Origin of the sequence: Flavobacterium artemisiae (assembly GCF_042678225.1) — a bacterium.
Taxonomy (GTDB): domain Bacteria; phylum Bacteroidota; class Bacteroidia; order Flavobacteriales; family Flavobacteriaceae; genus Flavobacterium; species Flavobacterium artemisiae.
Genome location: NZ_JBHUDZ010000003.1, coordinates 88,258 through 114,278, shown reverse-complemented (window position 1 = coordinate 114,278; position 26,021 = coordinate 88,258). Strand labels below are relative to the sequence as shown.

Here is a 26,021-nt window from a genome sequence, read left to right as displayed (position 1 = left end):
TTTAGATTTCAACAAGAATCTAAAATCTAAAGTCTGAAATCTGAATTATAAATTCTTATCCCCTCTCAATTCTCTGTATTTTTTTCTCGCATCCACAAAATAAATACTGTCTTGATGGTTGAAGATTACTTTTTCATAAAGTGGTTTTGCTTTTTCAACTTCTTTTAATTCGTCGTTGTAAATTTCTGCTGAGAAAAATAGTGCTTCATCTACATAAATTCCGTCACTGTGATGATCGATAATTTGTTGGTATTGGCTTAAAGCCGAAGCAAAATCCTTCTGGCTTTCGTACACTTTTCCTAAACGCAAGAATGTTACGGCTTCGATTTCCTGACCTTTATAAGTCTTCAAAATATTCTGAAACTGCGTAATTGCTTCTTGTTTTTTATTCTGATAAATTAAAAAATCACCTTTTGCAAATGCTTTCAAAGCAACTTGAGTCGAATCTGCTGCGGTATTATCATTAATTAATAAAAAATATTCCAGCGCATCATTCGCAATCAATTGGGTGTTTGCCGCTTTTAGTTCTTTAAACTGTTTGTTTGCCCATTCAAAATCGCCTTTGTAATAACTTGTTTTTGCCGCTTTTAAACTCGCTTCGTGTGCCATGACATCATTCTTCAAATCCAATTGAATCTGCGAATAATAAATAAGCGCCTGATTGAATTTTTCTTCCAAAAGCAAAATATCTGCCAATTCCATTTTTGCGTCGGCTTTTTGATATTCGTTTAAATTTAAGTCTAATGCTTTTTTCATAACCGCTTTTCCTTCTTCAATCTTTTTTAAATTGAAAGCCAGAAAATGAGCCTGAATGATTTGCAAAGATAAAGTATAGGGACTGATTTCGTAAGTGGTCAGCAATTGCTGTAATTCTTGACCAATCACAGGATAATCTTTTTCTTGTGCGTTTTTGATTTTAATTTCCATCAAATAAGCATTTGACTGAATCAGTAAATCTAAATCTTTAGTATTTTGAAGAATAAAATTCAGAATTTCAACAGCCGTTTCATCATCATCTTCGTTCATTGCAAACTGACTCAAATTGACAATGCTCATCAACGACTCCGGCTCACGTTTGTAAATCGCTTTTTCCTGAATAAAGGCTTTTCCGAATTCTTTTTGCTGTACATAAAACCAGCTCAAATAATGATTCCAGAAAACGTCTTGGTCTTTTTGTGTTTTTAAGATTAATGCTTTTCGCATCGCATCTTTAAAAGCAGTATTATCCGTTTCACCATTCATAAAACGAGATAATTGTGTTTGGATCAAATTCGTATTTTGCGGATTTTTGAACGATTCTGTCAAAAGAAGATCAATCATCAAATCGGTTTGCCCTAATTGACCGTACAACATTCCGATCTGGAAATTAAAATTGTAATTCGGCTGTACCTGCATTGCGGTTTGATACGATTTTAAAGCATATTCCAGCAATACTTTTTTCTCAAACGAATTGGCAACGCCGTAAACATCATTCGGATTTGTTTTTATTTTTTCGACCGCTTCTTCGTAATACTTTTTAGCTTTTGATTCTTCTTTTTGAAGTTGGAAATTATATCCCAATTCAACTAAAAAAACACCTTGTTTGTAGCGATTGTATCTTTCTTGAATTGCTTTTTCTGCGTTCGCAAATTGCTGTAACTGCTGATAACAATCTACCGTGCGTAAAAAATATTGTGTATTGGAAGGAGCACTTCTTAAAAGTTCTTCGTAGCTTATTTTTGCTTTTTCAAAATCACCTTTATCATAGTAATATTGCGCTAACTGCTCGTTTTGACTGAATGCAAAACCAGAAAATAAGAGAACGATACAGATTAATAGCTTTTTCATATTTTAGTTATAAAGTTGAAGTTTTGAATGCGGGTTAAAAAAACCAAATCAAATCTTATGAAATGCTGTATTCTTGCTTTTTTGTTTTCCAAATAATGAGCGCTAAGCCAATCAAAATAAACGGAATACTTAAAATTTGCCCCATATTAATCAACATATTATTTTCGAAGCTTTCTTGGTTTTCTTTGAAAAATTCGATTATAAAACGTGCTGAGAATAATAAAGTTAAGAAAGTTCCGAAAATTAATCCTTGTGCATTTCTATTTTTTTCTGATTTGTACATGTAAAACAAAATTCCGAAAATCAATAAATAGGCAAATGCTTCATACAATTGTGTTGGATGTCTTGGGATTAAATCGTCTCTTTGAAAAACAACGCCCCAATTTCCATTAGTCGGCTTTCCGTAGATTTCAGAATTCATAAAGTTTCCCATTCTAATAAATGCGCCCGTTACAGGAACTGCGACAGCCATTTTATCCAAAAGACCTAAAAAGTTTACTTTATATTTTCGACAGTATATTATCAATGCCGTAAGAACTCCTATTGAGCCTCCGTGACTTGCCAGACCTTGATAACCGACAAATTCATAAACACCTTTTATTTTCTGAATCGGCAAAAGAATCTCAATCGGATGTTTGAAGAAATAATCGGGTTCGTAAAAGAAACAATGTCCTAAACGCGCACCCAAAACGGTTCCGATGATTACGTAAATCAATAAAGAATCAAGATTTTCTAACGAAAGGTTTTCTCTTTTATAAATCCTTCTTACGATATAATAGCCGAGAAGAAGTCCGCAGGCAAACAGCGCTCCGTAATATTTTAACGGAAAACTTTTTGTGACCCAAAAAATAACTGGATCAACGTTCCAATTTAATATTCCGTTCTCCATCAGTTGAAGTATTATGTTTTTAAAGAAACCCGACAGTTTTTACAAAGCTGTCGGGTTTAACTTTAAATTTAATTTATAATATCAAATCCGCAGTAAGGACGTAAAACTTCTGGAATTACGATTCCTTCCGGAGTTTGGTAATTTTCGATAATTCCGGCCAAAACTCTAGGCAGCGCTAATGAACTTCCGTTTAATGTATGAGCCAATTGGTTCTTTCCGTCTTTGTCTTTGAAACGTAATTTTAAACGATTTGCCTGGAAAGTTTCAAAGTTAGAAACAGAACTGATTTCTAACCAACGATCTTGTGCCGTAGAAAACACTTCAAAATCGTACGTTAATGCAGATGTGAATCCCATGTCGCCTCCGCAAAGACGTAAAACTCTATAAGGTAATTTTAATTCTTGAAGAATCTCTTTTACATGTTCTACCATTCCGTCAAGAGCAGCATAAGAATTATCAGGATGCTCTACACGAACGATTTCTACTTTATCAAATTGGTGTAAACGGTTTAATCCGCGAACGTGAGCTCCGTAAGAACCTGCTTCACGACGGAAACATGGTGTGTAAGCTGTGTGTAAAACCGGCAGTTCGCTTTCGTTTAAAATTACATCGCGAAATAAATTCGTAACCGGAACCTCAGCCGTTGGAATTAAATACAAATCATCAACTCCAGCGTGGTACATTTGTCCTTCTTTATCTGGCAATTGTCCCGTTCCGTAACCAGAAGCTTCGTTTACCAAATGCGGCACCTGAACTTCATTATATCCCGCAGCTGTATTTTTGTCTAAAAAGTAGTTTATTAAAGCACGCTGTAACCGTGCTCCTTTTCCTTTATAAACAGGGAAACCAGCTCCCGTAATTTTCACACCCAATTCAAAATCGATGATATCGTATTTTTTCACCAATTCCCAGTGTGGCTGTGCGCCTTCGTGCAAAACTGGAATATCGCCTTCTTGAAAAACATTCAAATTGTCATCTGGAGTTTTTCCTTCAGGAACAATATCAGCCGGAAGATTTGGTAAAGTGTATAATTTATTGGTCAATTCGACAGCCAAAGCTTCTGCTTTTTCGCCCAATTCTTTGCTTTTTTCTTTTAGTGAAACTGTTTTTTCTTTTAAGATCGCTGCTTTAGCTTTCTCGCCAGCTTTCATCAATTCACCAATATCTTTGGACAATTTATTAGATTCGGATAAAGTATTGTCTAATTCTACCTGCGCAGCACGACGGTTTTCGTCTAATTGCACCACCTCTTCTACAACGCTTTTAGCATCAATATTTCGTTTTGCTAAAGCTTTGATTACTTTCTCTTGATTTTCTCTAATAAATGCGATTTGTAACATAGCTTGATTTTTGTAACTAATGTATTTTTTTTTATAATGGAAGCAAATTTAAGGAAATGTTTGTTAACAATTGAACAAACTTTGACCCGAAAGCCGAAATCTCCTAAAAACATCAAAAGCACTAAAAAAGTGCTTTTGATACTGTATTTTAAATGATAATCGAAGTTTATTCTAGAAAACGATGTCTATCGTCTCGATTAAAAGCATATTCTCTGCCATTGAAACGTAATTTTTGAGATTCTTTTTTGGTTTGAAGAGCAGTATTACCTTCTACTCCATTTTCAAGATCTTCTTCGACAGCCTCTTCGTATGAGAAATTCTTGGTTACGATTAAATCGAAAAATCCGTTGGTTTTCTGATCCGACAAACTCATTCCGGTTTCTAATGTTTCAAGCTGAAAAGTACCATTCCCGTTAGAATCTCCGTTGGTCAGTCTTATCGGATATTCGTACAAATATTTTTTGATTTCGTTATCGGCTAAAGCCAAAATCGTAAATTTTTGTTCCGAATACAAAACGATTCTGCTGCTTGCACTTACTTCTGTATAAAAGGCAATTCCAGAAGTGTTCTCATTCAGCTGCACCAAATCTTTTAAAATATGGGATTTTGAAAACCGAATGGCTTCATTGTCATAATATCCTAAATTATCATCAAACTCTTCGGCAATTATGTTTCCGCTTTCGCGATCGACAAATAAATATTTACGCTGAAAATAATCGCCCAATTGTTCTTCATCAGCAGCTTTCGAAATCTTTTTATTGTGCTCTGCTATTGTCAGCACAAAAAAAGCCGTTTTATCATTATAATTAATAGAAGTCGTTTCATCTATTTTGATTGCAGCATATCTAATGTTTAAGTTCGATGCTACTTTCGACAGTAATTCGCGATCAAGTTCTTCTCCAACTTCAATTTGATCTGTATTTTTAAAAATCAGTTTTTTAACTGGCTTTCTGGCACCGACCTCCGTTTGAGAAAAGAGTTCTTTTTCTTGTTCTTGAACCAATGTTTCGTTTTTACTTTTCTGGTTACAAGAAAATAAAAACATAACCATTCCGCTTAAAAGGATACATTTTTTCATTGGCATTTATTTGTTTAGAAATTTTGGACTTTCTGCTTAAAAGACGTAAAAGTTTTTCCAAATATATAATTTTCTTACAAAAAAATGCTAAAAATTTTAAAAACTCTAAATGTACTATGTTAAAACCTTGATTAGTCTGATGTTTCGTTTTTTAAAGTTTACTTCTAAAACCTATGCTCTTTTAATTTCGTGGCCGACAAATTCTTCTAAAACAGCAAACATTTCGTCAACCGAAAGTATTTCTGTGTCAGGATGCGACTTTAAAAATTCGGCATTTAGTACCGCCAGATTTTCTTCTAATTCGAAAAAAGTATCGTTGTTTAATAAATCTCTGGTTGGGTTTACACCTTCATATTTGCCTTTTAAAAATTTATCAATTTTGACACTGCTCAATAAACGAACTCTTTTTGCTTGTGCTTGAAATAATTCTAAATGCTTTTCGGCGCCAATCAAAGCCAGGCCTTCTTCTATTAATTCGTTTAATTCTTTATTCCATTTAGAATCATACACAAATTTTGAAAAGTTGCCTTCTGTATATTTTGAAGTATAGTAATCTAAATAGTAACTCATTAAAGCATCTTCGTGAATCAAATCATCATCTATTTTTTCTTCTCTCATTAAATTGATTACCGAAATATTAGAGTTTACTATATCTTGAGGATTTTCGCTCTTTGCTGCATTTTCTGAGATTATGATTTTTCCGAATTCCATTTTTATCTTTATTTAGTATTGAACTGCAAAGTTGAGGGAAAAATTAAAACATAACTTAATATTTTTAAAAAAACCGTATAAACCCTTAAACGCCTTTCTTAACTAATTCTTATCATTGCTATAAATCATTTAAACAAAAAATTTAGTTTTAATTTAATATCAAAAAAATGCCAAACGCAGGAGATAAATTTGTTACAACTCTAAAAAGAGCTCATCTCGAATGGGGTAATTTCAGACATACACGAACTAGAAAAATAACTTATGGAGAGGGATATTTACAAATTCCATCCATCTTTGCATATAATTATAATATAACAAACAATAAAACAATTGTAAGATCACCAGAATACGATTTTAGTACTTCAGACAATTTTATCACAAATGGTAAATTATTAGCTGCAGGAAATCAATATCTTCCTGAATATGCAAAACAATTTCAAGGGTCAGGGAGTTTAAAACTATTAGGTAGTTGGTTTAGTCATATTAATGCTCAGATTGGAGATCAAATAGAAATTAGATTTATTACTGCAACGGAGTTACTTCTAACTCCTTTATAATCTAATCGATTTATCTTCAATAAACATAATGCAAATACTTTGAAAATCTTCAAAACAGCAATAAAGTAGTTTTCAAATAAAATCTGAAAGTTCTTTTTTTTACTCTTAGCATAAAACAAATTACCCTAACTTTACGGTTTATTCATAAAAAGAAACTAAAACCAATTTTAAAAGATAAAAGTAAACTATTTTAAAAGTTGAAGATGAAAGAAAGAATGACCTTAGAATATTACGTTTTAGATGTGTTTTCAAACGAAAGCTACAAAGGAAATCCACTTTCTGTGGTTTTTACCAATGGAAATTTGAGACTAGAGACCTATCAGGATATTTCTAAAGAATTTCGTTACTCAGAAACCTCTTTTGTATATTATTCCACAAGAGACAAAGCGCTTATCGTTCGTTCTTTTACTCCAACGGGAATTGAAATCGACGGCGCTGGTCATAATTTATTAGGTGCAGTCTGCGGTGCTTTGCTAAAAGGAATGCCCATTTTTGATGAACAAAACGAAAGCGAGCCTTTTGTAATCATGAAACATTCTGCAATTCCGTTAACGGTAAGTTTTGATCCAGATACTTTGTATCCAGTAGTTCAAATGCATCAAAAATCGGCTGTCATCAAACAGGAAATTCCAACCTATAAAATTGCGGTAGCTCTCGGTTTAAAAATTGAAGATTTGGATGTAAATGCTTTTGTACCAACTGTCGTTAAAACAGAAGTAGCACACACAATGGTTCCGATAAAAAACAGCCAATTGCTAAACAGCTTTGTTCCAGACAACCAACTTTTAATAGAAATCTCAAAAGAATATAATTTTGAAGGTTTTTATTGTTTTAGTATTGCCGATGAAAACCAAGAACATATCGTTGAAACAAGATTTTTTAACCCAATAATCGGTATAAACGAAGATCCCGCAACAGGAACTGCAGCCGGACCATTGATTGGATTTTTAACAGAGAAAAAATTCACAAAATCTGAGAAGGAATACAAAATTCTTCAAGGCGTAAAATTAAAACAGGCTTCGATAATTGAAGTCATGAATCGAGAAGAAGATATTTTAGTCGGAGGTTCTTCGATAATTACAATGAAAGGTGAATTGTATATATAAACAAAAAAGCCGCATTTAGAAAAATGCGGCTTTCTGTTATTTTTTAAGTTCTTGTGGTAATGTCTTTTTTTGCTCTGGCGGAATACGTTTCTTTAAAAACAAGATCTGCCCCAAATGGCTCGATTGGTGTTCCATAACGTGAAACCAGCAATATTGGTTTGTCCAATCATATCTTGTTTGCACTTCAGCAAACCAAGCATCGTCTCTTTTCTTTAACTCTGCAATGGTTTTCGCACGTACTTCATTATAAATATCAAGGTAATATTGAATAGGATGCCCTTTAAAATCATCTCGTCCGCCTTGATCAAGATTTAAAGCGTTGTTCCATATTTTCTTTTCTTCTTCGTTAAATTCTCTATTTTCGAAAGTAAAAACCTGATAATATTTTTCGGCAGCAGCCAAATGCATTACTAAAGCTCCAATTCGGTTTGCTTCTTCGTCGTGAAGATAATCGATTTCATACTGACTCATGTTTTTTACGGTTCTTTCAACACGAGCTTTAAGGTCTTCAAGCATCGAAATCATATCTCCAATTTTTGGAGAAGCCCCTTCAACATTTCCAATTTTAGCATCTAATCTTGGTTTTATTCCTTTTCCTTCAATAAGCAAACTCTGTTTTCCATCGATACTAGATTTGTCCGAAGTAATTTTATATTCTTTTACTTTAACAATAGCGTCGCTTCTTATTCCTTGAATCCATTTCGGAACCTCTCCATTATTTATCGGACTTTCAAAACTTGAATTCAAAACAGTTACAGCTTCGTAAACACCTTTATCATTTTCAATCCAAAGCTCAAATTTATCAAAGTAAAATTTTCCATCGAACAAACATAAACCTCCAAAATTTAAAGATTTGCTATTTTTATCAATTGTTCCTTCAACAGTATAAGATTTCCATTCTTTAGATTTTATAGGTCTGTCACGCATATTGTCAAAAAAGCCATCTTCTTCATCGTTTTTGGTATCAACACGAGCCCAAACTCCTGCCCATGCTTTTGGCTCAGCAGTTTCTACTTTTACATAAGCAGTTACCTTAAATTTTTTCTTTACAGAAGTCTGAATAGCAATGGTCTGACTTACAGATGTCCAATCTGTAGAAATTGTTTTCACAGTCTGAGCCTGACTCATGCTAAAAAATAAAATTAATAGTGGTAATATTAGTTTTTTCATTTTTGGAAAATTAAAGTTGCCGTAAAAGTAATAAGTAATAACTTACTTTATAAAAAAATTGCAAAAAAAAACCGCATCCAAAAGAATGCGGTTTTTAAAGTATTTTTAAACTTAAAAATCTTAGTTTGTTTTCATTGGCGGTAAATCAAAAGCAACAGAATCGTGCTCGAAATTATTTCTGTGCCCTCCGTCGCAAAATGGTTTGTTTGCAGACAATCCGCAACGGCAAAGACCTAATGCAGCTCTTCCTTGCAATCCGTAAAGAGTTCCTTCTGGATCCATGATCTCAAAATCTCCTTCAATTTTAATAGATCCGTTTTTATTGATAATAAGTTTAGTCTTGCTCATAAATTTTGTTTTTTTCGGCTGCAAAGGTTGCGAAATATATTGGTATTTATGAGCGATGAACGTAGTTTAAACTGGTTCTATTTTAAGACTGTCTGCCACGAAGGCGCTAAGGCGCAAAGTTTGTTTTTTCACGCACAGATTAAAAAGTTTTTTTGCAACGAATTACACCAATTAACACAAATTATTTTTGTTTAGTAAAAAGAAAATTAGCGAAAATTTGTGTAATTCGTGGCAAAAAACTACAACGGCTGATAGACAAAATTTCTAAACTTCACGCTTCCTTTTCCGATAGAGCAAAGACCGATTCTTAAACCAAGAAAACCACTTAAAACATTATGGTTGTAACCTGAAACCTCAACGGAGTTTTCGATTTTTTTCCAATCTTTTCCATCAATGCTGTAAAACATATCGACTGTATTTTTTATGTTTTTTAAACGAAGAAAGACTTTGCGCGTATGCGTATTTTTTTCTGTTGGAAACTGCCAGCCTCTCAAATTTGCTAAAATGTTATTTTGATCGGCTAAGATCCCCGAATAATATTGTTTATCATAAAAAAGAACCAATCCTCCAGTGGCATCGCCTTCGATTTCCATTTCAACTTCGGCAGAATATGAGTGTCCGCCCGGAACAACAACAAGTGGAGAACTGCTTCCAACTCCATCCCCTTTTCCTTGAATCGTTAAAGTATTATTGGCCACTTTAAATCTAGGATCTTCCACACCATTATAAAACTTCCATTGTGGTTTTAATTTCGTTCCCGAAAAATTATCACTTAAAGAAAATTCTGGAAGCGTCTTTCCTTCAGACTTTGCAATAGGTTTATCGGTTTCAATACCATTTGGAATTTTATACCAACCGTCTTTTGTCCATTCTACAGGCTGCAATAAAGTCTGGCGTCCGAGATTGTAATAGCCATTTTCATAACCATGAAAAATCATCCACCATTTTCCGTTGGTATCTTCAAAAATAGTACTGTGACCTTTAGACCACCAAGTTTCAGAATTGCTGTTGGTTCTCAAAACAGGATTATAAGGCGAATTTTCCCAAGGGCCAAGAGGTGATTTTGATCTTGCCGAAATTACCATATGACTTGTTGCGGGTCCGGCCGTTCCGCCTTCGGCAACCGTTAGATAATAATATTCGCCTCTTTTAAAAAGTTTCGGTCCTTCCATACAAAAACATTCAATACTCCATTCGCGCGGAATTTTCCACCCGTCATAAACATGTTTTAATTCGCTTGTTACCGAAAGTCCGTCTTTTGATAACGCCACATAACCGCCATTGCTGAAATACAAAAATCGGTTTCCTTTATCGTCAGTAATATGTCCAGGATCAATATTTCCGATTTTCAAATCTACAGGTTCACTCCAAGGGCCGTTTATAGAATCGGCTGTTACGACAAAATTGGTATTATTTGCCGGAAAATAGATGTAGTATTTGTTGTTATACTTAATTAAATCGGGCGCCCAAACGGCTCCAACGTATTTATGAAGCGCATTCGTAACGGGTTCCCAATTCATTAAATCGGTCGAATGCCAGATTAAAAGTCCGGGATAATAATCAAAAGAAGAATGCACAACATAATAATCTTTTCCGTCACGAAGTAAACTCGGATCGGGATAATCGCCTGCAAAAATCGGATTGGAATATTTTCCTTGCTTTAAACTTTCTGCCGATTGCGATTGAGAATAACCGCAATACGTTAACAATACTAAAAAGGTTAGATATATTTTTTTCATGTTTTGATATTTTTTTCAAATATAGTCAAAAAGACCATAAGGTTTGTTGTAGGAGAAAATTTGTTGGGTGTTACGCGGAGGATTTCGCAGAAATGCGCATTTTTTTTATGAAAGAAGTTAAAATTAATCTCGCAAAGACGCAGAGGCGCAAAGTTTTTTTTGAATTGCGTCCAGCTTTAGCTGGATGTAATTATGATGTTTGTCAAATATTGGCTTTAGCCGAAAATCTAGATTTGTTTGGCTAAAGCTCTAAAGATAAACCTCACAACCTCCAGCTAAAGCTGTAGGTAATTGAAAAAATCCCTTTAATCCTTTTAATCTGTGGCTAAAAAAACTTTGCGACCTTGCGTCTTTGCGAGATTAATTTCACTTTCTTCAAAAAAAATCTTAGCGAATCTCTGCGCTTTTCTTTGTGAATCTCCGTGAAAATAACAGCGAATCTCTGCGCAATAACAAAATCTCAATTCTATTGCTTATTTTTGCACTCAATAAAATTGAATTATGATAGAGAATCCAAAAAGATATACGATCACAGCGGCGCTTCCATATACTAATGGACCAATTCATATTGGACATTTGGCTGGGGTTTATGTGCCTGCAGATATATATTCTAGATATTTAAGATTACAGGGAAAAGATGTAGCATTTATCTGCGGAAGCGATGAACACGGTGTTGCAATCTCAATGAAAGCCAAAAAAGAAGGTATTACGCCACAGGAAGTTATTGATAAATACGATGGAATCATCCGTAAATCGTTTGAAGATTTCGGAATTTCATTTAATAATTATTCTAGAACTTCGGCAAAAATCCATCACGATACGGCATCTGAATTCTTTAGGACTTTATATGATAAAGGCGATTTTATTGAAGAAGTAACCGAGCAATTGTACGATGCAAAAGCAAATCAGTTTTTAGCAGACCGTTTTGTTGTTGGAACTTGTCCTAAATGTGACAATCCAGAAGCTTACGGTGATCAGTGCGAAAAATGCGGATCTACTTTGAATGCAACTGATTTGATCAATCCAAAATCGACCATTACCGGAGAAACTCCTATTTTAAAAGAAACAAAACACTGGTTTTTACCTTTAGATAGATATTCTGATTTCTTAACCAAATGGATTTTAATCGGACATAAAAATGATTGGAAACCGAATGTTTATGGGCAAGTTAAATCTTGGATCGACGCAGGATTAGAGCCTCGTGCGGTAACCCGTGACTTGGATTGGGGAATTGACGTTCCTGTTGAAGGTGCAGAAGGTAAAAAATTATACGTTTGGTTTGATGCTCCGATTGGATACATTTCATCAACAAAAGAATGGGCGGCACGTGAAGGAAAAGATTGGGAACCGTATTGGAAAGATCAGGATACGAAATTGGTTCACTTTATCGGAAAAGACAATATTGTTTTTCACTGTATTATTTTCCCAGCGATGTTAAAAGCGGAAGGAAGCTATATTTTACCAGACAACGTTCCGGCAAATGAGTTTTTAAATTTGGAAGGAAACAAACTTTCGACTTCTAAAAACTGGGCGGTTTGGTTACACGAATATTTAGAAGATTTTCCAGAGAAACAAGATGTTTTGCGTTACGCATTAACTTCAAACGCACCAGAAACAAAAGACAACGATTTTACTTGGAAAGATTTTCAATCTAGAAATAATAATGAATTAGCAGATAACTTAGGGAATTTTGTAAATCGTGTTATTGTTCTGACTCAGAAATATTACGAAGGAGTAATTCCTCAGCCTAATGACTTTAATGAAATTGATGAAAAGACTTTATCAGAATTAAAAGCATATCCGGCAGTTATTGCAAGTTCTATAGAAAGATATAGATTCCGTGAAGCCTTAAATGAACTGATGAATCTATCTCGTTTAGGAAATAAATATTTAGCTGACGAAGAGCCTTGGAAATTAATAAAAACAGATGCTGAAAGAGTTAAAACGCAAATGTATGTGGCATTGCAAATCACAACAGCTTTAAGTGTTTTAGCAGAGCCTTTTCTGCCATTTACAGCAAAAAAAATAAATGCTCTTTTAAAATTAGATGGTAATTTGAAATGGAATGAAATTGCTGATTCTTCAGAATTAATTGCTCCAGGTCATATCATTCAAACTGAAAAAGCAGATGTTCTTTTTAACAAAATTGAAGATTCAGAAATACAAAAACAAATAGATAAATTGGAAGCAACAAAAACAGCTAATCTTGCAGAAAGCAAACAGCCAGAACCTCAAAAAGATTTAATTCAGTTTGAAGATTTTGCGAAAATGGATATCCGTGTAGGAACTATTTTGGAAGCTGAAAAAATGCCAAAAGCAAACAAACTTTTAGTGCTAAAAGTTGACACAGGAATTGATGTTCGTACTATTGTTTCTGGAATTGCAGAGAGTTTTTCTCCAGAAGAAATCATCGGAAAACGTGTTTCTGTATTGGCAAACTTAGCGCCGAGAGCTTTACGCGGTGTAGAAAGTCAAGGAATGATTTTGATGACAACCAATGCAGAAGGAAAATTAGTTTTCATCAATCCAGATGCTGATGCTCCGAATGGTGAGACTGTAAACTAATAGATTCAGATAATAAGCATATTCTTGTCATTTCGACAGAGGAGAAATCGCACACGAGATTCACGCACTGTTGTTGAGTTTCTAGTGCGATTTCTCGTTCCTCGAAATGACAAAGTGCAGAATAAAAAATAAATAAAATTCCTACATTTTATTGTTTCTTTCAATTTTATATTTGTAAGTTTGTTCTGCAAAAATATCTAAGGATTTATCCTGAAACTTAATAAAGTTAACATAAGCGAATCCCTCGTCATGATGTCCCTGCGGAAACAATGGGAATTCTATCCTTACAGATATTTTTGCACATCTAAAACGAGGGTTTCGTGCGTTTAATATTTTCGAATATGCAAAGAGAAAATCAAAAACCGACACACCACGATGTAATGCCATCGATGGCCAATTTCCTTTCCGAGTTATGGTTTGAAGGAGATTTTAGAGAACAGCCCATTTATCTGTCTGAAATTTTCAAGCGAATTCTTGAAACAGACTTGGGAGATGACAAAGAGCTGAGATCAAAAATGATGGAATGCATCAAAACCAGCGAAATGCTTGCCAAAGCACTGGAGCCGTTTTCGGACAAACAAATTGAAAAAGCCTGCGGCAAAACAATTAAAGCTTAACATTTTAAACGCGCGACTCTTTTGTTCGCGCGTTTAAATTTCGAAAAAATAATTTCTCATAAAAACATGTTTTATTCAAAATAAAATAAGACATTGGTCCTAAAATATTTATCAAATGCAGTTCTTACATAATTCGTCTCTTTTACTAAAATCTTTTTGGTTTATAGCGGTTCCGATAAGCTTAATGTTTTTGGTTCAAACACTAGTATTTTTAACGGGTTTAGATGTTATGGATCAATCAGAAAATTACAATTCTATATTGAATGAAGAAGACAGTGCTTTTCACTTTTTTTCGCTGAAAAGTCTAATCCATTTTCTGTTTTCTTTTAGCTGGACTGGTATTTTTCTATATAGTTTCATAGAAGAACCTCTTTCTCTTTTCATTTTATCAGTTACTTCGGGTATTTTATTTGTTTTTTTATGTGCGTACATTATCAAAAAAGTACAGCTTTTAAGGATCGATAATTCTTTTAAAATACAACATGCTGTCAACCAAAATGCAGAAGTTTATTTGACAATTCCAGAAAACAAAAACGGAAAAGGTAAAATCAAAGTTGCTGTAAAAGGCTTCATACACGAATTGGAAGCGATAACTGAGAATAATCAAATTGAATCGGGAACACTTGTAAAGGTTGAAAAAATAGCGGATAATACTTTGGTTGTAAAATCTTTAAAAGGACAAAACCTTTAAAAAATTGTACAGACAATAAAAGCATAATCTGTTTGTGTCCTGAACCAGAATAGATCAACATCACACGGGAATATTTATTTATCAAAAACTAAGTTCCTGAAGTAAACTCGTATTTTTGCAAAAAAATACTTTTATAAAATGAAAATTACCAAACCAAGATTAGCCTTAATTACCGGAATACTTTGCATTTCTATATTCCCAATCTTGGTCAAACTTAAATTAACGCCGGGATTGATTTCAGCATTTTACAGAATGGCTTTTGCAGTCACTTTGCTTTTGCCGTATGTAATTATTACCGGAAATTTTAAACTGCCTAAACCAAAATTTCTGCTTTTAGCTATACTTTGCGGTGTTTTGTTTTCTTCTGATGTTGCCGTTTGGAATATCGCTATTCAGGAATCAAGCGCGACTCAGGCCTCATTACTTACCAACTTGTCCCCTGTTTGGGTAGGTATCGGTTCTTTTTTCTTTTTAAAAACAAAACCTGCCGCCAATTTCTGGATCGGAACTGTGGTTTCTCTTTTCGGAATGGTGACTTTGGTTGGATTTAGTTTTTTTATGGAACTGAATTTTGACAAGGCATTTCTTTTTGCCGTTTTATCTGGAATCCTGTATTCGATTTACCTTCTAATAAGCAAAAAAGTTTTGTCTCAGGTCGATGTTTTATCTTTCATGACCATTAGTCTTATCGCTTCAAGTATTTATTTAGGCATTCTTTGCTATTCGCTAAACGAACCTTTTACAGGTTTCGCGAATACTGGTTGGTTTGTTTTGGTTTTACAAGCTGTAATCTGTCAATTGTGTGCTTGGCTTTCGATTAGTTATGCCACACAGCACATGCGCGCGACTAGAGTTTCGTTAAGTTTATTAAGTCAGGCAATTATTACCTCTATTTTGGCTTGGTTGTTTTTAGAAGAAAAAATAACTTTACAAATGGTTTTCGGCGGAATAATATTGCTTTTCGGAATCCGAATCACTTTTTATGATAAAACTATTTCTTTGAAAAGACTATTTTCTAAGAACTAATTAAACGTTTCTCGCTCCCGATAGCTATCGGGATTGCAGATGGAGCAGATTTATTTTTTATCTTAACGGAAATTAATCCGAAACAAAGAAATTAGTGAATTCGTGGCTAATAAAACTTGAATCATTTAACCTGAAACAAACAAAACTAAAAACATCATGTTACATAAAACTAAAATACCAAACTTAAAAGTAATTGCATTTGATGCCGATGATACTTTGTTTGTAAACGAACCTTATTTTCAAGAAACCGAACATAAATTCTGTGCTTTGATGGAAGATTATCTTTCGCATCAAGGAATTTCTCAGGAATTATTCAAAATAGAAATTGCCAATCTGCCTTTGTACGGTTACGGAATCAAAGGATATATACTTTCGATGATTGAGGCTGCAATGAATATTTCGAACAAAACGATTCCTGTTGAAGTAATTGAAAAAATCATTCAATACGGAAAAGAATTACTAGAAAAACCAATCGAACTTCTAGACGGAATCGAAGAAACTTTACAAGCTTTACACGGAAAATACAAATTGGTTGTGGCTACAAAAGGCGACTTAAAAGACCAGCACAGCAAATTGCATCGTTCTGGACTTGGCCATTATTTTCACCATATCGAAGTAATGTCAGACAAACAAGAAATTGATTACGAAAAATTGTTGGGCCGTTTAGAAATTAAGCCAAGCGAATTTTTAATGATCGGAAATTCGTTAAAATCAGACGTGCTTCCTGTTTTAGGAATTGGAGGTTACGCTGTTCATATTCCGTTTCATACCACTTGGGAACATGAAAAAATCAATCATAAAGTAGAGCATGAACATTTTAGTTCATTCGAAAAAATCACAGAAGTGGTACATAATTTACTATAATGAAAACACTTTTAGACTTAGAAAACTGGAATCGAAAAGAACATTTTGAACATTTCAGCAGAATGGAAGAGCCTTTTTTTGGTGCAACTGTAGAAATTGACTGTACAAAAGCATACGAAAATGCCAAAGAACTCAAAGTTTCTTTTTTCATTTATTACCTTCATCAGACTTTGACGGCTGTAAATGCTATAGAAAATTTTAGATACAGAATTTCAGAAGACAAAATTTATAGTAACGATCGTATCGATGCTTCGGCAACCATTGGGCGTGAAGACGGCACTTTTGGTTTTTCGCTGATTGAATACAATCCTGATTTAAAGGTTTTTGAAAAAATTGCTTTAACAGAAATTGAACGAATCCAAAACACAACAGGACTTTTTACAAGATCTTTTGATGATGATAATCTGATTCATTTCTCGGCGATTCCGTGGTTAAATTTTACTTCACTTTCGCATGCAAGAAGTTTTACTTTTCCAGACAGCTGCCCAAAAATTTCTTTCGGAAAAATGATAACATCAGAAAACGATAAAAAAACGATGGCAATGTCGGTGCACGTACATCATGGCTTGATGGACGGATTGCACGTAGGACAGTTTGTAGATTTGCTTCAAAATTTAATGAATTCGAAATAGTCTTTACCTTACATAATGCCTTATTTTGACATTCTAATATCTTAGAGCGGCCGTACTGAGCGACAATAAATTCGTTGGTTTGGGGAAAATTTTAAACTCAAATTACAATGAAAAAAATTGTTATTACTCTAGCGTTTGCTTTAGGGTTAATTAATGCAAATGCGCAAACAGAAAAGCCTGCAGATAACTATAACAAATGGTCTGTAGAATTAGCAGGAGGATTAACGAAACCTCAACGACCATTTTCTGCTGGTTACACTACCGATACTCCAAGTCCATGGGTTGGCGATTTTGGTGTTCGTTACATGTTTAACAACAAATTTGGTTTGAAAGCTGATTTTGGATACAATAGTTTTACATCAAAAAGCAATTCTATTGATTTTGATTCAAAATACTATAGAGTAGATTTACAAGCAGTTGCCAATTTAGGTCGTATCATGAATTTTGAAACTTGGACTAATACTCTAGGTTTATTAGGGCACGTTGGTTTAGGTTATTCTCAACTAAGAAGCGATAATTTTAAAGGCGCTGATGAAATGGGAAATTTTATTGCTGGTGTAACTGGGCAAATAAGATTATCAAACAGAGTCGCTTTAACTGGAGATTTATCTACTATTGTAAACGCATCTCAAGATCGTACTTTTGACGGCGCTTATCTTGAAGGTAACAGAGGTTTTTCTGGATTGATTTTTAACGGAACAATTGGTTTAAATGTTTACTTAGGAAAAAACACAAAACATGCTGACTGGACTGTAATTTCTGAAAATGTAGACCTTAGAGCTTACGACAACAAAATTGCTGAACTTGAAAACCAAATCAAGAACATACCTCAGCCAAAACAAGTTATTGTAGAAAAACCAGTAACTACAAATGTTGTAAATGACAAAGATCTTGTAAAAGAAATGATCAACGACAAGTATTACAGCGTTTATTTTGATTTCAACAAAGCAACTCCAATTGAAAACTCAACTGCTGCGATTGATGTTGTTTTAACGTACTTAAGAAAAAATCCTTCTGCATCTCTTGACATTATTGGTTATGCTGATCAAGTTGGAAAAGCTGAGTACAACGAAAAATTATCAAACACAAGAGCAACAAATGTGAAAACTATCTTTGAAAAAGCTGGAATCGCATCTTCAAGATTAAATGTAGTTGCTTCTGGAGCTGATACTTCAATCCAAAAAGATTCTGAAGAAGCTAGAAGATTAGCTAGAAGAGTTACTTTTAAAGTAAAATAATTATTTTAAAATAAAAGGTTAAACGGCCTGAAAGATAAATTTCTTTCAGGCTTTTTTATTGTTTTAAATATAATTTTCTAAAGTCTTTTCATCCCTTATATGGATAACGGATATTTCATTAAATTTGGAATAATCTTTGTGCATCGAATTTTATGAAAAAACTATTCTTTATCTGCTTATTATTCTGTAAATCAATATCATTCAGTCAGACGATATTGAATTCTTTTCCTTTAAATCTAAATGAGCCCTCTTTCTCGCAATTACTAAATGTTCAAGATGTAAAGACCAAAGACGTTTATGTTTTTGCTTCAGACAATAAAGACATCAAAATATTAAAATACAACCAATCACTTTTTCTCACCCAGCAGTTTACAGATTCCATAAAATTTGCCAAAGACCGCAATCTGATTGGTTACAGTATCGGCGAAGATCAAAGTCCGCTTTTGTATTGGAGTACGAAGAACTACAACAATCTTCGTATTATTAAATACAACCTCAACAGCAAAACAACAAAATCTTTAAATTTTGATTTTCCTTCCAATCATGATTACATCGTGACTACTTTTCAGAAGGAAAATGTATTTTATATTTTGGCAAAAGAAAAACAACAGCCGCATTTACTTTTATACAAATTTGAAAATGGAAACTGCGAAATAAAAATGTTCGATTTTTCTGCTTTTGCATTTCAAAATGGAGCTGGTAAAAACTTTTCTTTTAGTTTGCTTATTCTCCGTTATCCAATTCAAAAAGCAGATACAGATAGTTACAATCCTTTGGATAAAACGGCAGCGATTAACAAAATGTATGTTGTTGACAATCATATCATTTTAACATTAGACTACAGCCCAAAAAAAACTCAGGTTTTTGATCTTAACATTGAAACTGCTGAGATAAAAGAAAAAACGTTTAATCTGCCAGTTTCAACAACTGCAATCAAAGCAGCAAATTCTTTTTACAGTGACAAAAAGTTATTTCAAATTGCAGCAAATAAAGACGTCTTTCTATTTGATGTAAAAGATTATGAGTCGGGTGAAACCATCAAAAGTCTTTCGGTTACAAAAAACGATTCGATTACTTTTAAAAATTCACCATTTTTTCTTCAAATGAATGACAACAAGCCTCAAGAATTAAAAACCACTGCCAAATTCCTAAAGAGTTTATCCGATTTGGGCGCTGGAATTTCTGTTCTTAAAAGCAGGAAAAACAGTTTTATCACTTTTGGCGGTTTTGTAGAATTTCGAGATTACTATTACGGAGCATATGCCGATGATATTCTAGCAGCAGCTCCAATCGAGTATTCGCAAAGCAAAATGGTTTATTTTGAATCTTTGTTTGATGAAAATTTCAATTTTGTAAAAAGCAGACAATCAGAACCATTGGCTCTTGATAATCTTTTCTACTTTTTAAGCATTAGTAAAAATATAGCGCTTCAAAATATTTTAAAACTGGATGATTATTATATCTTAACTTATTACGACACTAGTTCTAAACAGCTCTTCATTCGAAGATTTACAGATGGTTATATTAATCTGGATCCAGGAAATCCGATTATGAACAAATCCTTGTTTTCACAGCCTTTTAGTTTTGAAAAAATTAAATCGCGCTAATTTCTAAAAATTTCCTTGTTTTTGAACTTTCACAAAAAGAAGCTGTAATAGTTGGTTTTCCTGTAAATCAAAGTCCTTAAGAAACATACTTAAGGACTTTTTTTATTTTTCAAATTTAAAACGCTGTAAATACGGCATAAAATTTGACCAAAAAATAGAATCCATCTTTAAGAAACACATTTATGAAAAAACTTCTACTTCTTTTTCTTTTGTTTTCTAAAACAGCTTTGTTTTCTAAAACAGCTTTGTTTAGCCAAACAGTCTTAAATTCTTTGCCATTAAATCTAAATTTCCTGAGTAAAACTCAGATTTTAAACGCAGAGGATGAAAAAACAAAGGATATTTATGTTTTTACTTGGGACGATAAAAACATAAATATTTTAAAATACAATCAGTCTTTATTTCTCTCAAATCGTTTTACAGATTCCATAAAACATGAGAAGAGTCGGAATTTAATTGGCTATAGTATCAGCGACGATAAAAAACCCACTTTGTATTGGAGTTCAAGTGATAATAGAAATATTTTAATGACAACCTATAATACAATTGATAGGTCTTCAGAATTATTACACTTCGATTTTCCAGAAAACCACGATTATATTATCAGCAGTTTTCAGCAGCTTAATGGTTTTTATATTTTGGCTAAAGAAAGAGATCAGGATCACCTTCTTCTTTACAAATTAGAAAACGGAAAATGTGGTGTTAAAAGGTTTGATTTTTCCAATTTTACATTTGAAAACAACAAGGATGTACAAATATCTTTCAGTAAGTTTATTGAACAATATCCCATAAAGAAAATAGATCCTGATATTTATACACCAATAGATCTGGCTTTAAGCATAAGCAAAATGTTTACTGCTAAAGACCATATCATCCTGACATTCGATGACTCTTTTATAAAAACGCAAGCGTACGACCTTAATATTAAAACTGGCGATATACAAGAAAAAACGTTTAATTTTCCGGCTTCTGAAAGGCAGTCTCAAACAACGAATTCATTTTATAGCGACAACAAACTATTTCAAATGAAGGCAGATAGAGATTTCTTTCTATTTGAAATCAAAGATTTTAATTCTGGAAACAGCATTAAGAATTATTCATTTTCGAAAAATGATACTATTCCGTTTAAAAATTCCCCTTTCGTTATGCAGGTTGAAAACAGCAAACCGCGTGAATTAAAAACGACTGAAAAATTCCTGAAAAATATAAACGGATTAGCGGGTGGTATTTCTGTTTTTGAAAACAATAAGAACAGTTTTATTACTTTTAGCGGTATTGGAGATTACTCTGATTATTATTTTTCTTATGATATTTATGATGATTTTGGAGAGCGCATTTCTTATTCATTGAATAAATCTGTTTATTTTGATGCGATGTTAAATGAGAATTTAAATTTCGCAAAAGACTTTCAGACAAGGCCGTTGGCAATTGAAAACTTATTTTACTTTTTAAAAAATAATAAAGACATTAAATTGTACGATGCGCTGCGATTAAGGGATTATTACATTTTAAGTTATTATGACAGCACTTCCCAACAATTTAAAATGCGAAAATTTACCGATGGTTTTATGATAGAGGATAATGGAAACCCGATTACGAACAAGGCACAATTTTCAAAACCTGCTGCTTTTAGCAATATTAAACCTCGTTAAATTTATTGGGATTATGTCCCACTGTATAATGTTTTAGCGGTTTTCAAAAAATGATTTGAATTATTTTTTTTAATTTTACAAAAAAGACACACATTATGTTATCAAAAAATATTGAATCAGCTTTAAACAAGCAAATCCGCATAGAAGCAGAATCTTCGCAAACTTATCTTTCAATGGCTTGTTGGGCTGAAGTGCAAGGATTAGAGGGAATCGCTCAATTCATGTATACACAGTCTGATGAAGAGCGTGCACATATGCTTAAATTGGTAAAATACGTAAACGAACGTGGCGGACACGCTCAGGTTACAGATCTAAAAGCGCCTAAAACGACATATTCTACTTTTAAAGAAATGTTTGAGGAACTTTATAATCATGAACTTTTTGTTTCTAAATCGATCAACGAATTGGTACATATTACTTTTGAAGAAAGAGATTACGCAACTCATAATTTCTTACAATGGTATGTTTCTGAACAAATCGAAGAAGAAGCTACTGCTAAATCTATTTTAGATAAAATCAACTTAATTGGAGATGACAAAGGTGGACTTTACTTGTTTGACCGTGATATTCAGCAATTAACGGTTACAAGTTCAATTGCAATCAACCCTAAATAAAAATAGTTAAATTTTATTTAGAACATTTAAAAATAACTTTTTTCGTTTATATTTGTCTCTGTTTTTATAATACAGAGGAAATTGGGCAAGAAAGAAAAAGACAAGGACAAGAAAAAGGATAAAAAGAAAAAGAAAAATTCTGAGATCCTTGATAAGATTAAGAAGATGGAAAATTGCAAATCTTCTTGCTGTGAGAAATACAAAAAGAGTGAAAAGAAACGTTGCTCTCGTTGTCCTATGTTTGATTTAATCAAAAAAACTGCTTAACGAAATATAGAAAAACCCATCAGATTTCTCTGGTGGGTTTTTTAGTTTTAAATTGCAGTCCACTTCTGATTTTAAAATCCATTATGAAAAACGATATTACAATACCAAAATCCAGCCTTGATTTTTTGGTTCAATTAAAAGAAAACAACAATAAACCGTGGTTTGAAGCCAATAAAGCACAATATTTAGTCGAATTAAATCATATTGAAACTTTTGCAGGGGCTTTACTAAAGGAACTTTCTAAAAGCGATGTTTTAGAAAATACCTCGGGCAAAAAAAGCGTTTATAGAATTTACCGTGATATTCGTTTTTCTAAAGACAAAACGCCTTTTAAACATTACTGGGGAGGAAGTTATACGCGTGCAACTGCAGCGAGACGCGGCGGTTATTATTTTCATCTCGAAAAAGGAAATAGTTTTTTTGCCGGCGGTTTCTGGGGACCAAATGCAGGGGATTTAAAAAGAATAAGAACTGAATTTGCTCAAGATCCTGAAACTTTTCAGAAAATCTTAAATTCAAAATCATTCGTTAGCAATTTTGGAACTTTGCAGGGCGAACAACTCAAAACAAAACCAAAAGGGTTTGACGCAGATCATCCAGCAATTGATTTACTTCGTTTTAAACAGTTTTTAGTCATTAAACGTTTTACAGATGAAGAAGTATTGAGCTCCAATTTTCTGGAATTATCTTTGGATGCATTCAAAAACATGAGGCCCTTTTTTGATTATATGAGTGAAGTACTTACAACCGATGCCAACGGGGTTTCTATTTTATAATAGAACTTTTAATTTAAAATTAAACCCGACAGGTTTTTAAAACCTGTGGGGTTTGGTTTACTACTCATCTAAAACTTATTAAAGAAGCAGAATTTCATTTACAACAACTTCGGTAATGTATTTTTTATCCCCATTTTTATCGTCGTAACTTCTGTGAGTCAATTTACCTTCAACGGCGATTTCTTTTCCTTTTACAACAAACTTTTCGATAATTTCGGCTGTTTTGCCCCAGGCTGTAACGCGGTGCCATTCAGTCTGCTCTACTTTATCACCTTTATCATTTCTGTAAATTTCGTTTGTAGCGATGGTCAGGTGAGCTAATTTTTTACCGCTTTCTAATGTTTTAATTTCAGGATCGTTACCAACATTACCGATTAATTGTACTCTGTTTTTCATTGCATTCATGGCGTATACTATTTAAATGTTCATATAAAAAAATCGTTGATTCAATTCAACACTGCAAAGATGCGTCGATCAAGAAATAATAATCGACTGTTAACTGTTTACTTTCGACTGTAAGTGTTTGTAAGCGTTTGTAAATGGAAATTATTTTTATTACATTTGAAAGTATTATCCCACCTGAACATTAATAAAATTAAGATTTAAAACAAAAATCGATCTTTAGATTTTTAGCAATTATAACTCAGGAATAGTAGGATCATTTGATTACTAAATACTACACTGCTTTTCTGTTTTATATATAAAGATCTAGAGATAATATATAACAATACTTAATTTTCCTTTATTAGCTTTAATAGCAATTAGTAATAAAATTGTGGTTTGCGCTTCGGCATTTATTCGAACGCAAATCAAAACAAAATCAAAATAGAAATGCAGACAAAAATCAATAAAGTAGAATTAAGAAATTTAGAAATCGAAGACTACAAACAACTGAAAAAATCGATGATTGAATCGTATCCAGAAATGGCCGATTCGTATTGGGGATCTGATGATATTGAAAGACTGCTTTCTATTTTCCCAGAAGGACAGCTGGTGATTTTAGTTGACGGTAAAGTGGTTGGTTCTGCATTGTCTCTTATTGTTGATGAAAAATTGGTAGATAAGAAACATAATTATCAACAGATTAGTGGTGATTATACTTTTTCTACCCATAATGATAATGCCGAAATTTTATACGGAATTGATGTTTTTATTCATCCCAATTATAGAGGTTTACGACTTGGGCGCCGATTGTATGATGCGAGAAAAGAGCTTTGCGAACAGCTTAACCTTAAGGCTATTGTTTTTGCAGGTAGAATTCCAAACTACAGAGATCATGCAAAAAAGATGTCTCCGAAAACATACATTGAAAAGGTTCGAACTAAAGAATTATACGATCCTGTTCTTTCTTTCCAGTTGAGCAATGATTTTCACGTTTTACGAATCATCAAAAATTATTTGGAAGGCGACGAAGAATCTAAAGAATTTGCCGTTTTATTAGAATGGAACAATATTTATTATGATGATAGTCCGAAGCTGATTAACCTTAAAAAGAACATTATTCGTTTAGGATTGATTCAATGGCAGATGCGTCCGCTTAACAATGTTGAAGCATTATTTGAGCAGGCGGAATTTTTTATTGATGTAGTTTCCGGCTACGGAAGTGATTTTGCACTTTTTCCCGAACTGTTCATTGCGCCTTTGATGGCCGATTACAATCATCTTTCTGAAGCAGAAGCGATTCGTGAATTGGCGCGTCACTCCGACCCTATCAGGAAACGTTTTCAGGAATTTGCGATTTCATACAACATCAATATTATTACAGGAAGTATGCCTTATCTGGAAAATGGTAATCTGTACAATGTTGGTTTCTTGTGCAAAAGAGACGGAACTTCAGAAATGTATACCAAAATTCATATTACGCCAAATGAAGTAATTCATTGGGGAATGAAAGGTGGTTCGCAATTTAAAACTTTTGATACCGACTGCGGTAAAATTGGAATTTTGATTTGTTATGATGTGGAGTTTCCAGAGCTTCCAAGACTTCTTGCTGACGAAGGAATGAATATACTTTTTGTACCGTTTTTAACCGATACGCAAAATGGATATACGCGTGTTAAACATTGCTCTCAGGCGCGAGCTATCGAAAACGAATGTTATGTTGCTATCGCCGGTTGTGTAGGAAATCTTCCAAAAGTAAATAATATGGACATTCAATATGCACAAGCTTCTGTGTTTACACCTTCTGATTTTGCTTTTCCGAGTAACGGAATCAAAGCGGAGGCTACTCCAAATACAGAAATGACGTTAATTGTAGATGTCGATTTGAATCTTTTAAAAGAACTTCATGAACATGGAAGTGTAAAAACATTAAAAGATAGAAGAACAGATCTTTATGAGATTAAAAAATTGAATTCATGAGAACCTGCCTAGAATGCTCTGAGAAAATTGTAGGTCGTGAAGACAAGAAATTCTGTTCTGATAATTGTCGAAATGCCTACAATAACAAAATAAATAAAGATAGCACAAATTTCATGCGTAATGTGAACAACAAGTTACGCAAAAATTACCGTATTTTGGCAGAATTAAATACAGAAGGAAAATCAAAAGCTACTCGAGAGAAAATGATCACAAAAGGTTTTGACTTTGAGTACTTTACAAATATTTTGCAAACCAAAACAGGCAATACATATTATTTTTTATACGATCAAGGTTACCGTTCGTTAGACAATGATTATTATATGCTTGTCAAAAAAGAAATTTAGCA

Annotated in this window: 25 protein-coding genes; 16 read left to right on the top strand and 9 right to left on the bottom strand. The window is 33.3% G+C overall.

The annotated features are described in order from the left end of the window. Positions 1-45 precede the first annotated feature (45 nt). The 5 genes from ACFSC2_RS04725 to ACFSC2_RS04705 all read right to left on the bottom strand — a co-directional run bounded on the left by ACFSC2_RS04725 (position 46) and on the right by ACFSC2_RS04705 (position 5,845). The gene (locus tag ACFSC2_RS04725) at positions 46-1,827 is read right to left on the bottom strand and encodes a tetratricopeptide repeat protein (protein WP_379817561.1); all 1,782 of its coding nucleotides are present in this window, start codon (positions 1,825-1,827) and stop codon (positions 46-48) included. Positions 1,828-1,882: 55 nt separating this feature from the next. Continuing rightward, the gene (lgt, locus tag ACFSC2_RS04720; RefSeq protein ID WP_379817562.1) at positions 1,883-2,716 is read right to left on the bottom strand and encodes a prolipoprotein diacylglyceryl transferase; all 834 of its coding nucleotides are present in this window, start codon (positions 2,714-2,716) and stop codon (positions 1,883-1,885) included. Between the two features lie 68 nt (positions 2,717-2,784). Beyond that, positions 2,785-4,056 (bottom strand): serine--tRNA ligase, encoded by a 1,272-nt coding sequence (gene serS / locus ACFSC2_RS04715; RefSeq protein WP_379817563.1) that lies wholly within the window; start codon positions 4,054-4,056, stop codon positions 2,785-2,787. Between the two features lie 166 nt (positions 4,057-4,222). After that, entirely contained in the window at positions 4,223-5,134 is a 912-nt protein-coding gene (locus ACFSC2_RS04710; protein WP_379817564.1) for a hypothetical protein, read from the bottom strand. A 171-nt stretch (positions 5,135-5,305) separates the two neighbouring features. After that, positions 5,306-5,845, bottom strand: a complete 540-nt coding sequence (locus tag ACFSC2_RS04705; RefSeq protein ID WP_379817565.1) for a DMP19 family protein — start codon at positions 5,843-5,845, stop codon at positions 5,306-5,308. Positions 5,846-6,012: 167 nt separating this feature from the next. Between ACFSC2_RS04705 and ACFSC2_RS04700 the strand changes: the two genes are divergently transcribed. Then, on the top strand, positions 6,013-6,402 hold the full coding sequence (locus ACFSC2_RS04700) for a hypothetical protein (protein WP_379817566.1): 390 nt from the start codon (positions 6,013-6,015) through the stop codon (positions 6,400-6,402). A 203-nt stretch (positions 6,403-6,605) separates the two neighbouring features. Next, the gene (locus tag ACFSC2_RS04695; RefSeq protein WP_379817567.1) at positions 6,606-7,508 is read left to right on the top strand and encodes a PhzF family phenazine biosynthesis protein; all 903 of its coding nucleotides are present in this window, start codon (positions 6,606-6,608) and stop codon (positions 7,506-7,508) included. A gap of 36 nt (positions 7,509-7,544) precedes the next feature. On the opposite strand, the gene ACFSC2_RS04690 is transcribed toward ACFSC2_RS04695, so the two are convergent. The 3 genes from ACFSC2_RS04690 to ACFSC2_RS04680 form a co-directional block, all read right to left on the bottom strand. Then, entirely contained in the window at positions 7,545-8,678 is a 1,134-nt protein-coding gene (locus ACFSC2_RS04690; RefSeq protein WP_379817568.1) for a DinB family protein, read from the bottom strand. A gap of 120 nt (positions 8,679-8,798) precedes the next feature. Continuing rightward, positions 8,799-9,026, bottom strand: coding sequence for a CDGSH iron-sulfur domain-containing protein (locus ACFSC2_RS04685; protein WP_071635631.1), 228 nt, complete (start codon positions 9,024-9,026; stop codon positions 8,799-8,801). Positions 9,027-9,265: 239 nt separating this feature from the next. After that, complete coding sequence (locus tag ACFSC2_RS04680; protein ID WP_379817569.1) at positions 9,266-10,765, bottom strand: family 43 glycosylhydrolase; 1,500 nt, start codon at positions 10,763-10,765, stop codon at positions 9,266-9,268. Positions 10,766-11,266: 501 nt separating this feature from the next. Between ACFSC2_RS04680 and metG the strand changes: the two genes are divergently transcribed. The 12 genes from metG (at position 11,267) to ACFSC2_RS04620 (ending at position 23,314) form a co-directional block, all read left to right on the top strand. Continuing rightward, on the top strand, positions 11,267-13,330 hold the full coding sequence (gene metG / locus ACFSC2_RS04675; protein WP_379817570.1) for a methionine--tRNA ligase: 2,064 nt from the start codon (positions 11,267-11,269) through the stop codon (positions 13,328-13,330). A 341-nt stretch (positions 13,331-13,671) separates the two neighbouring features. Then, positions 13,672-13,947, top strand: a complete 276-nt coding sequence (locus ACFSC2_RS04670; RefSeq protein ID WP_379817571.1) for a hypothetical protein — start codon at positions 13,672-13,674, stop codon at positions 13,945-13,947. 115 nt (positions 13,948-14,062) lie between these two features. Continuing rightward, positions 14,063-14,638 (top strand): NfeD family protein, encoded by a 576-nt coding sequence (locus ACFSC2_RS04665; RefSeq protein ID WP_379817572.1) that lies wholly within the window; start codon positions 14,063-14,065, stop codon positions 14,636-14,638. Positions 14,639-14,776: 138 nt separating this feature from the next. Next, positions 14,777-15,664 carry a DMT family transporter gene (locus tag ACFSC2_RS04660; RefSeq protein WP_379817573.1) on the top strand — a complete coding sequence of 296 codons (888 nt, stop codon included), beginning with the start codon at positions 14,777-14,779 and terminating at the stop codon, positions 15,662-15,664. Between the two features lie 156 nt (positions 15,665-15,820). After that, the gene (locus ACFSC2_RS04655; protein WP_379817574.1) at positions 15,821-16,528 is read left to right on the top strand and encodes an HAD family hydrolase; all 708 of its coding nucleotides are present in this window, start codon (positions 15,821-15,823) and stop codon (positions 16,526-16,528) included. Then, positions 16,528-17,160, top strand: a complete 633-nt coding sequence (locus ACFSC2_RS04650) for a CatA-like O-acetyltransferase (RefSeq protein WP_379817575.1) — start codon at positions 16,528-16,530, stop codon at positions 17,158-17,160. The genes ACFSC2_RS04655 and ACFSC2_RS04650 overlap by 1 nt, the downstream gene beginning before the upstream one ends. A 107-nt stretch (positions 17,161-17,267) precedes the next feature. Beyond that, a complete protein-coding gene (locus ACFSC2_RS04645) occupies positions 17,268-18,398 on the top strand; it encodes an OmpA family protein (RefSeq protein WP_379817576.1) in 1,131 nt (376 codons plus the stop codon). A gap of 152 nt (positions 18,399-18,550) precedes the next feature. Next, entirely contained in the window at positions 18,551-20,005 is a 1,455-nt protein-coding gene (locus ACFSC2_RS04640) for a hypothetical protein (protein ID WP_379817577.1), read from the top strand. A 182-nt stretch (positions 20,006-20,187) separates the two neighbouring features. Further along, a complete protein-coding gene (locus ACFSC2_RS04635) occupies positions 20,188-21,657 on the top strand; it encodes a hypothetical protein (protein WP_379817578.1) in 1,470 nt (489 codons plus the stop codon). A 95-nt stretch (positions 21,658-21,752) separates the two neighbouring features. Beyond that, entirely contained in the window at positions 21,753-22,271 is a 519-nt protein-coding gene (locus tag ACFSC2_RS04630) for a ferritin (protein WP_111284914.1), read from the top strand. Positions 22,272-22,352: 81 nt separating this feature from the next. Then, complete coding sequence (locus tag ACFSC2_RS04625; RefSeq protein WP_379817579.1) at positions 22,353-22,538, top strand: hypothetical protein; 186 nt, start codon at positions 22,353-22,355, stop codon at positions 22,536-22,538. An 83-nt stretch (positions 22,539-22,621) separates the two neighbouring features. Continuing rightward, positions 22,622-23,314, top strand: coding sequence for a DUF2461 domain-containing protein (locus ACFSC2_RS04620; protein WP_379817580.1), 693 nt, complete (start codon positions 22,622-22,624; stop codon positions 23,312-23,314). Positions 23,315-23,392: 78 nt separating this feature from the next. Here the strand turns inward: ACFSC2_RS04620 and ACFSC2_RS04615 are convergent, their stop codons facing one another. Beyond that, a complete protein-coding gene (locus ACFSC2_RS04615) occupies positions 23,393-23,719 on the bottom strand; it encodes a single-stranded DNA-binding protein (RefSeq protein WP_379817581.1) in 327 nt (108 codons plus the stop codon). A gap of 426 nt (positions 23,720-24,145) precedes the next feature. Here ACFSC2_RS04615 and ACFSC2_RS04610 point away from each other — a divergent pair, with 426 nt between their 5' ends. Further along, a complete protein-coding gene (locus tag ACFSC2_RS04610) occupies positions 24,146-25,675 on the top strand; it encodes a GNAT family N-acetyltransferase (RefSeq protein ID WP_379817582.1) in 1,530 nt (509 codons plus the stop codon). Further along, positions 25,672-26,019, top strand: a complete 348-nt coding sequence (locus ACFSC2_RS04605; RefSeq protein ID WP_379817583.1) for a hypothetical protein — start codon at positions 25,672-25,674, stop codon at positions 26,017-26,019. The genes ACFSC2_RS04610 and ACFSC2_RS04605 overlap by 4 nt, the downstream gene beginning before the upstream one ends. Positions 26,020-26,021 lie beyond the last annotated feature (2 nt).

Coding starts and splice junctions, on each gene's coding strand:
- ACFSC2_RS04725 (WP_379817561.1), bottom strand. CDS start 1,827: ATGAAAAAGCTATTAATCTGTATCGTTCTCTTATTTTCTGGTTTTGCA.
- lgt (WP_379817562.1), bottom strand. CDS start 2,716: ATGGAGAACGGAATATTAAATTGGAACGTTGATCCAGTTATTTTTTGG.
- serS (WP_379817563.1), bottom strand. CDS start 4,056: ATGTTACAAATCGCATTTATTAGAGAAAATCAAGAGAAAGTAATCAAA.
- ACFSC2_RS04710 (WP_379817564.1), bottom strand. CDS start 5,134: ATGAAAAAATGTATCCTTTTAAGCGGAATGGTTATGTTTTTATTTTCT.
- ACFSC2_RS04705 (WP_379817565.1), bottom strand. CDS start 5,845: ATGGAATTCGGAAAAATCATAATCTCAGAAAATGCAGCAAAGAGCGAA.
- ACFSC2_RS04700 (WP_379817566.1), top strand. CDS start 6,013: ATGCCAAACGCAGGAGATAAATTTGTTACAACTCTAAAAAGAGCTCAT.
- ACFSC2_RS04695 (WP_379817567.1), top strand. CDS start 6,606: ATGAAAGAAAGAATGACCTTAGAATATTACGTTTTAGATGTGTTTTCA.
- ACFSC2_RS04690 (WP_379817568.1), bottom strand. CDS start 8,678: ATGAAAAAACTAATATTACCACTATTAATTTTATTTTTTAGCATGAGT.
- ACFSC2_RS04685 (WP_071635631.1), bottom strand. CDS start 9,026: ATGAGCAAGACTAAACTTATTATCAATAAAAACGGATCTATTAAAATT.
- ACFSC2_RS04680 (WP_379817569.1), bottom strand. CDS start 10,765: ATGAAAAAAATATATCTAACCTTTTTAGTATTGTTAACGTATTGCGGT.
- metG (WP_379817570.1), top strand. CDS start 11,267: ATGATAGAGAATCCAAAAAGATATACGATCACAGCGGCGCTTCCATAT.
- ACFSC2_RS04670 (WP_379817571.1), top strand. CDS start 13,672: ATGCAAAGAGAAAATCAAAAACCGACACACCACGATGTAATGCCATCG.
- ACFSC2_RS04665 (WP_379817572.1), top strand. CDS start 14,063: ATGCAGTTCTTACATAATTCGTCTCTTTTACTAAAATCTTTTTGGTTT.
- ACFSC2_RS04660 (WP_379817573.1), top strand. CDS start 14,777: ATGAAAATTACCAAACCAAGATTAGCCTTAATTACCGGAATACTTTGC.
- ACFSC2_RS04655 (WP_379817574.1), top strand. CDS start 15,821: ATGTTACATAAAACTAAAATACCAAACTTAAAAGTAATTGCATTTGAT.
- ACFSC2_RS04650 (WP_379817575.1), top strand. CDS start 16,528: ATGAAAACACTTTTAGACTTAGAAAACTGGAATCGAAAAGAACATTTT.
- ACFSC2_RS04645 (WP_379817576.1), top strand. CDS start 17,268: ATGAAAAAAATTGTTATTACTCTAGCGTTTGCTTTAGGGTTAATTAAT.
- ACFSC2_RS04640 (WP_379817577.1), top strand. CDS start 18,551: ATGAAAAAACTATTCTTTATCTGCTTATTATTCTGTAAATCAATATCA.
- ACFSC2_RS04635 (WP_379817578.1), top strand. CDS start 20,188: ATGAAAAAACTTCTACTTCTTTTTCTTTTGTTTTCTAAAACAGCTTTG.
- ACFSC2_RS04630 (WP_111284914.1), top strand. CDS start 21,753: ATGTTATCAAAAAATATTGAATCAGCTTTAAACAAGCAAATCCGCATA.
- ACFSC2_RS04620 (WP_379817580.1), top strand. CDS start 22,622: ATGAAAAACGATATTACAATACCAAAATCCAGCCTTGATTTTTTGGTT.
- ACFSC2_RS04615 (WP_379817581.1), bottom strand. CDS start 23,719: ATGAATGCAATGAAAAACAGAGTACAATTAATCGGTAATGTTGGTAAC.
- ACFSC2_RS04610 (WP_379817582.1), top strand. CDS start 24,146: ATGCAGACAAAAATCAATAAAGTAGAATTAAGAAATTTAGAAATCGAA.
- ACFSC2_RS04605 (WP_379817583.1), top strand. CDS start 25,672: ATGAGAACCTGCCTAGAATGCTCTGAGAAAATTGTAGGTCGTGAAGAC.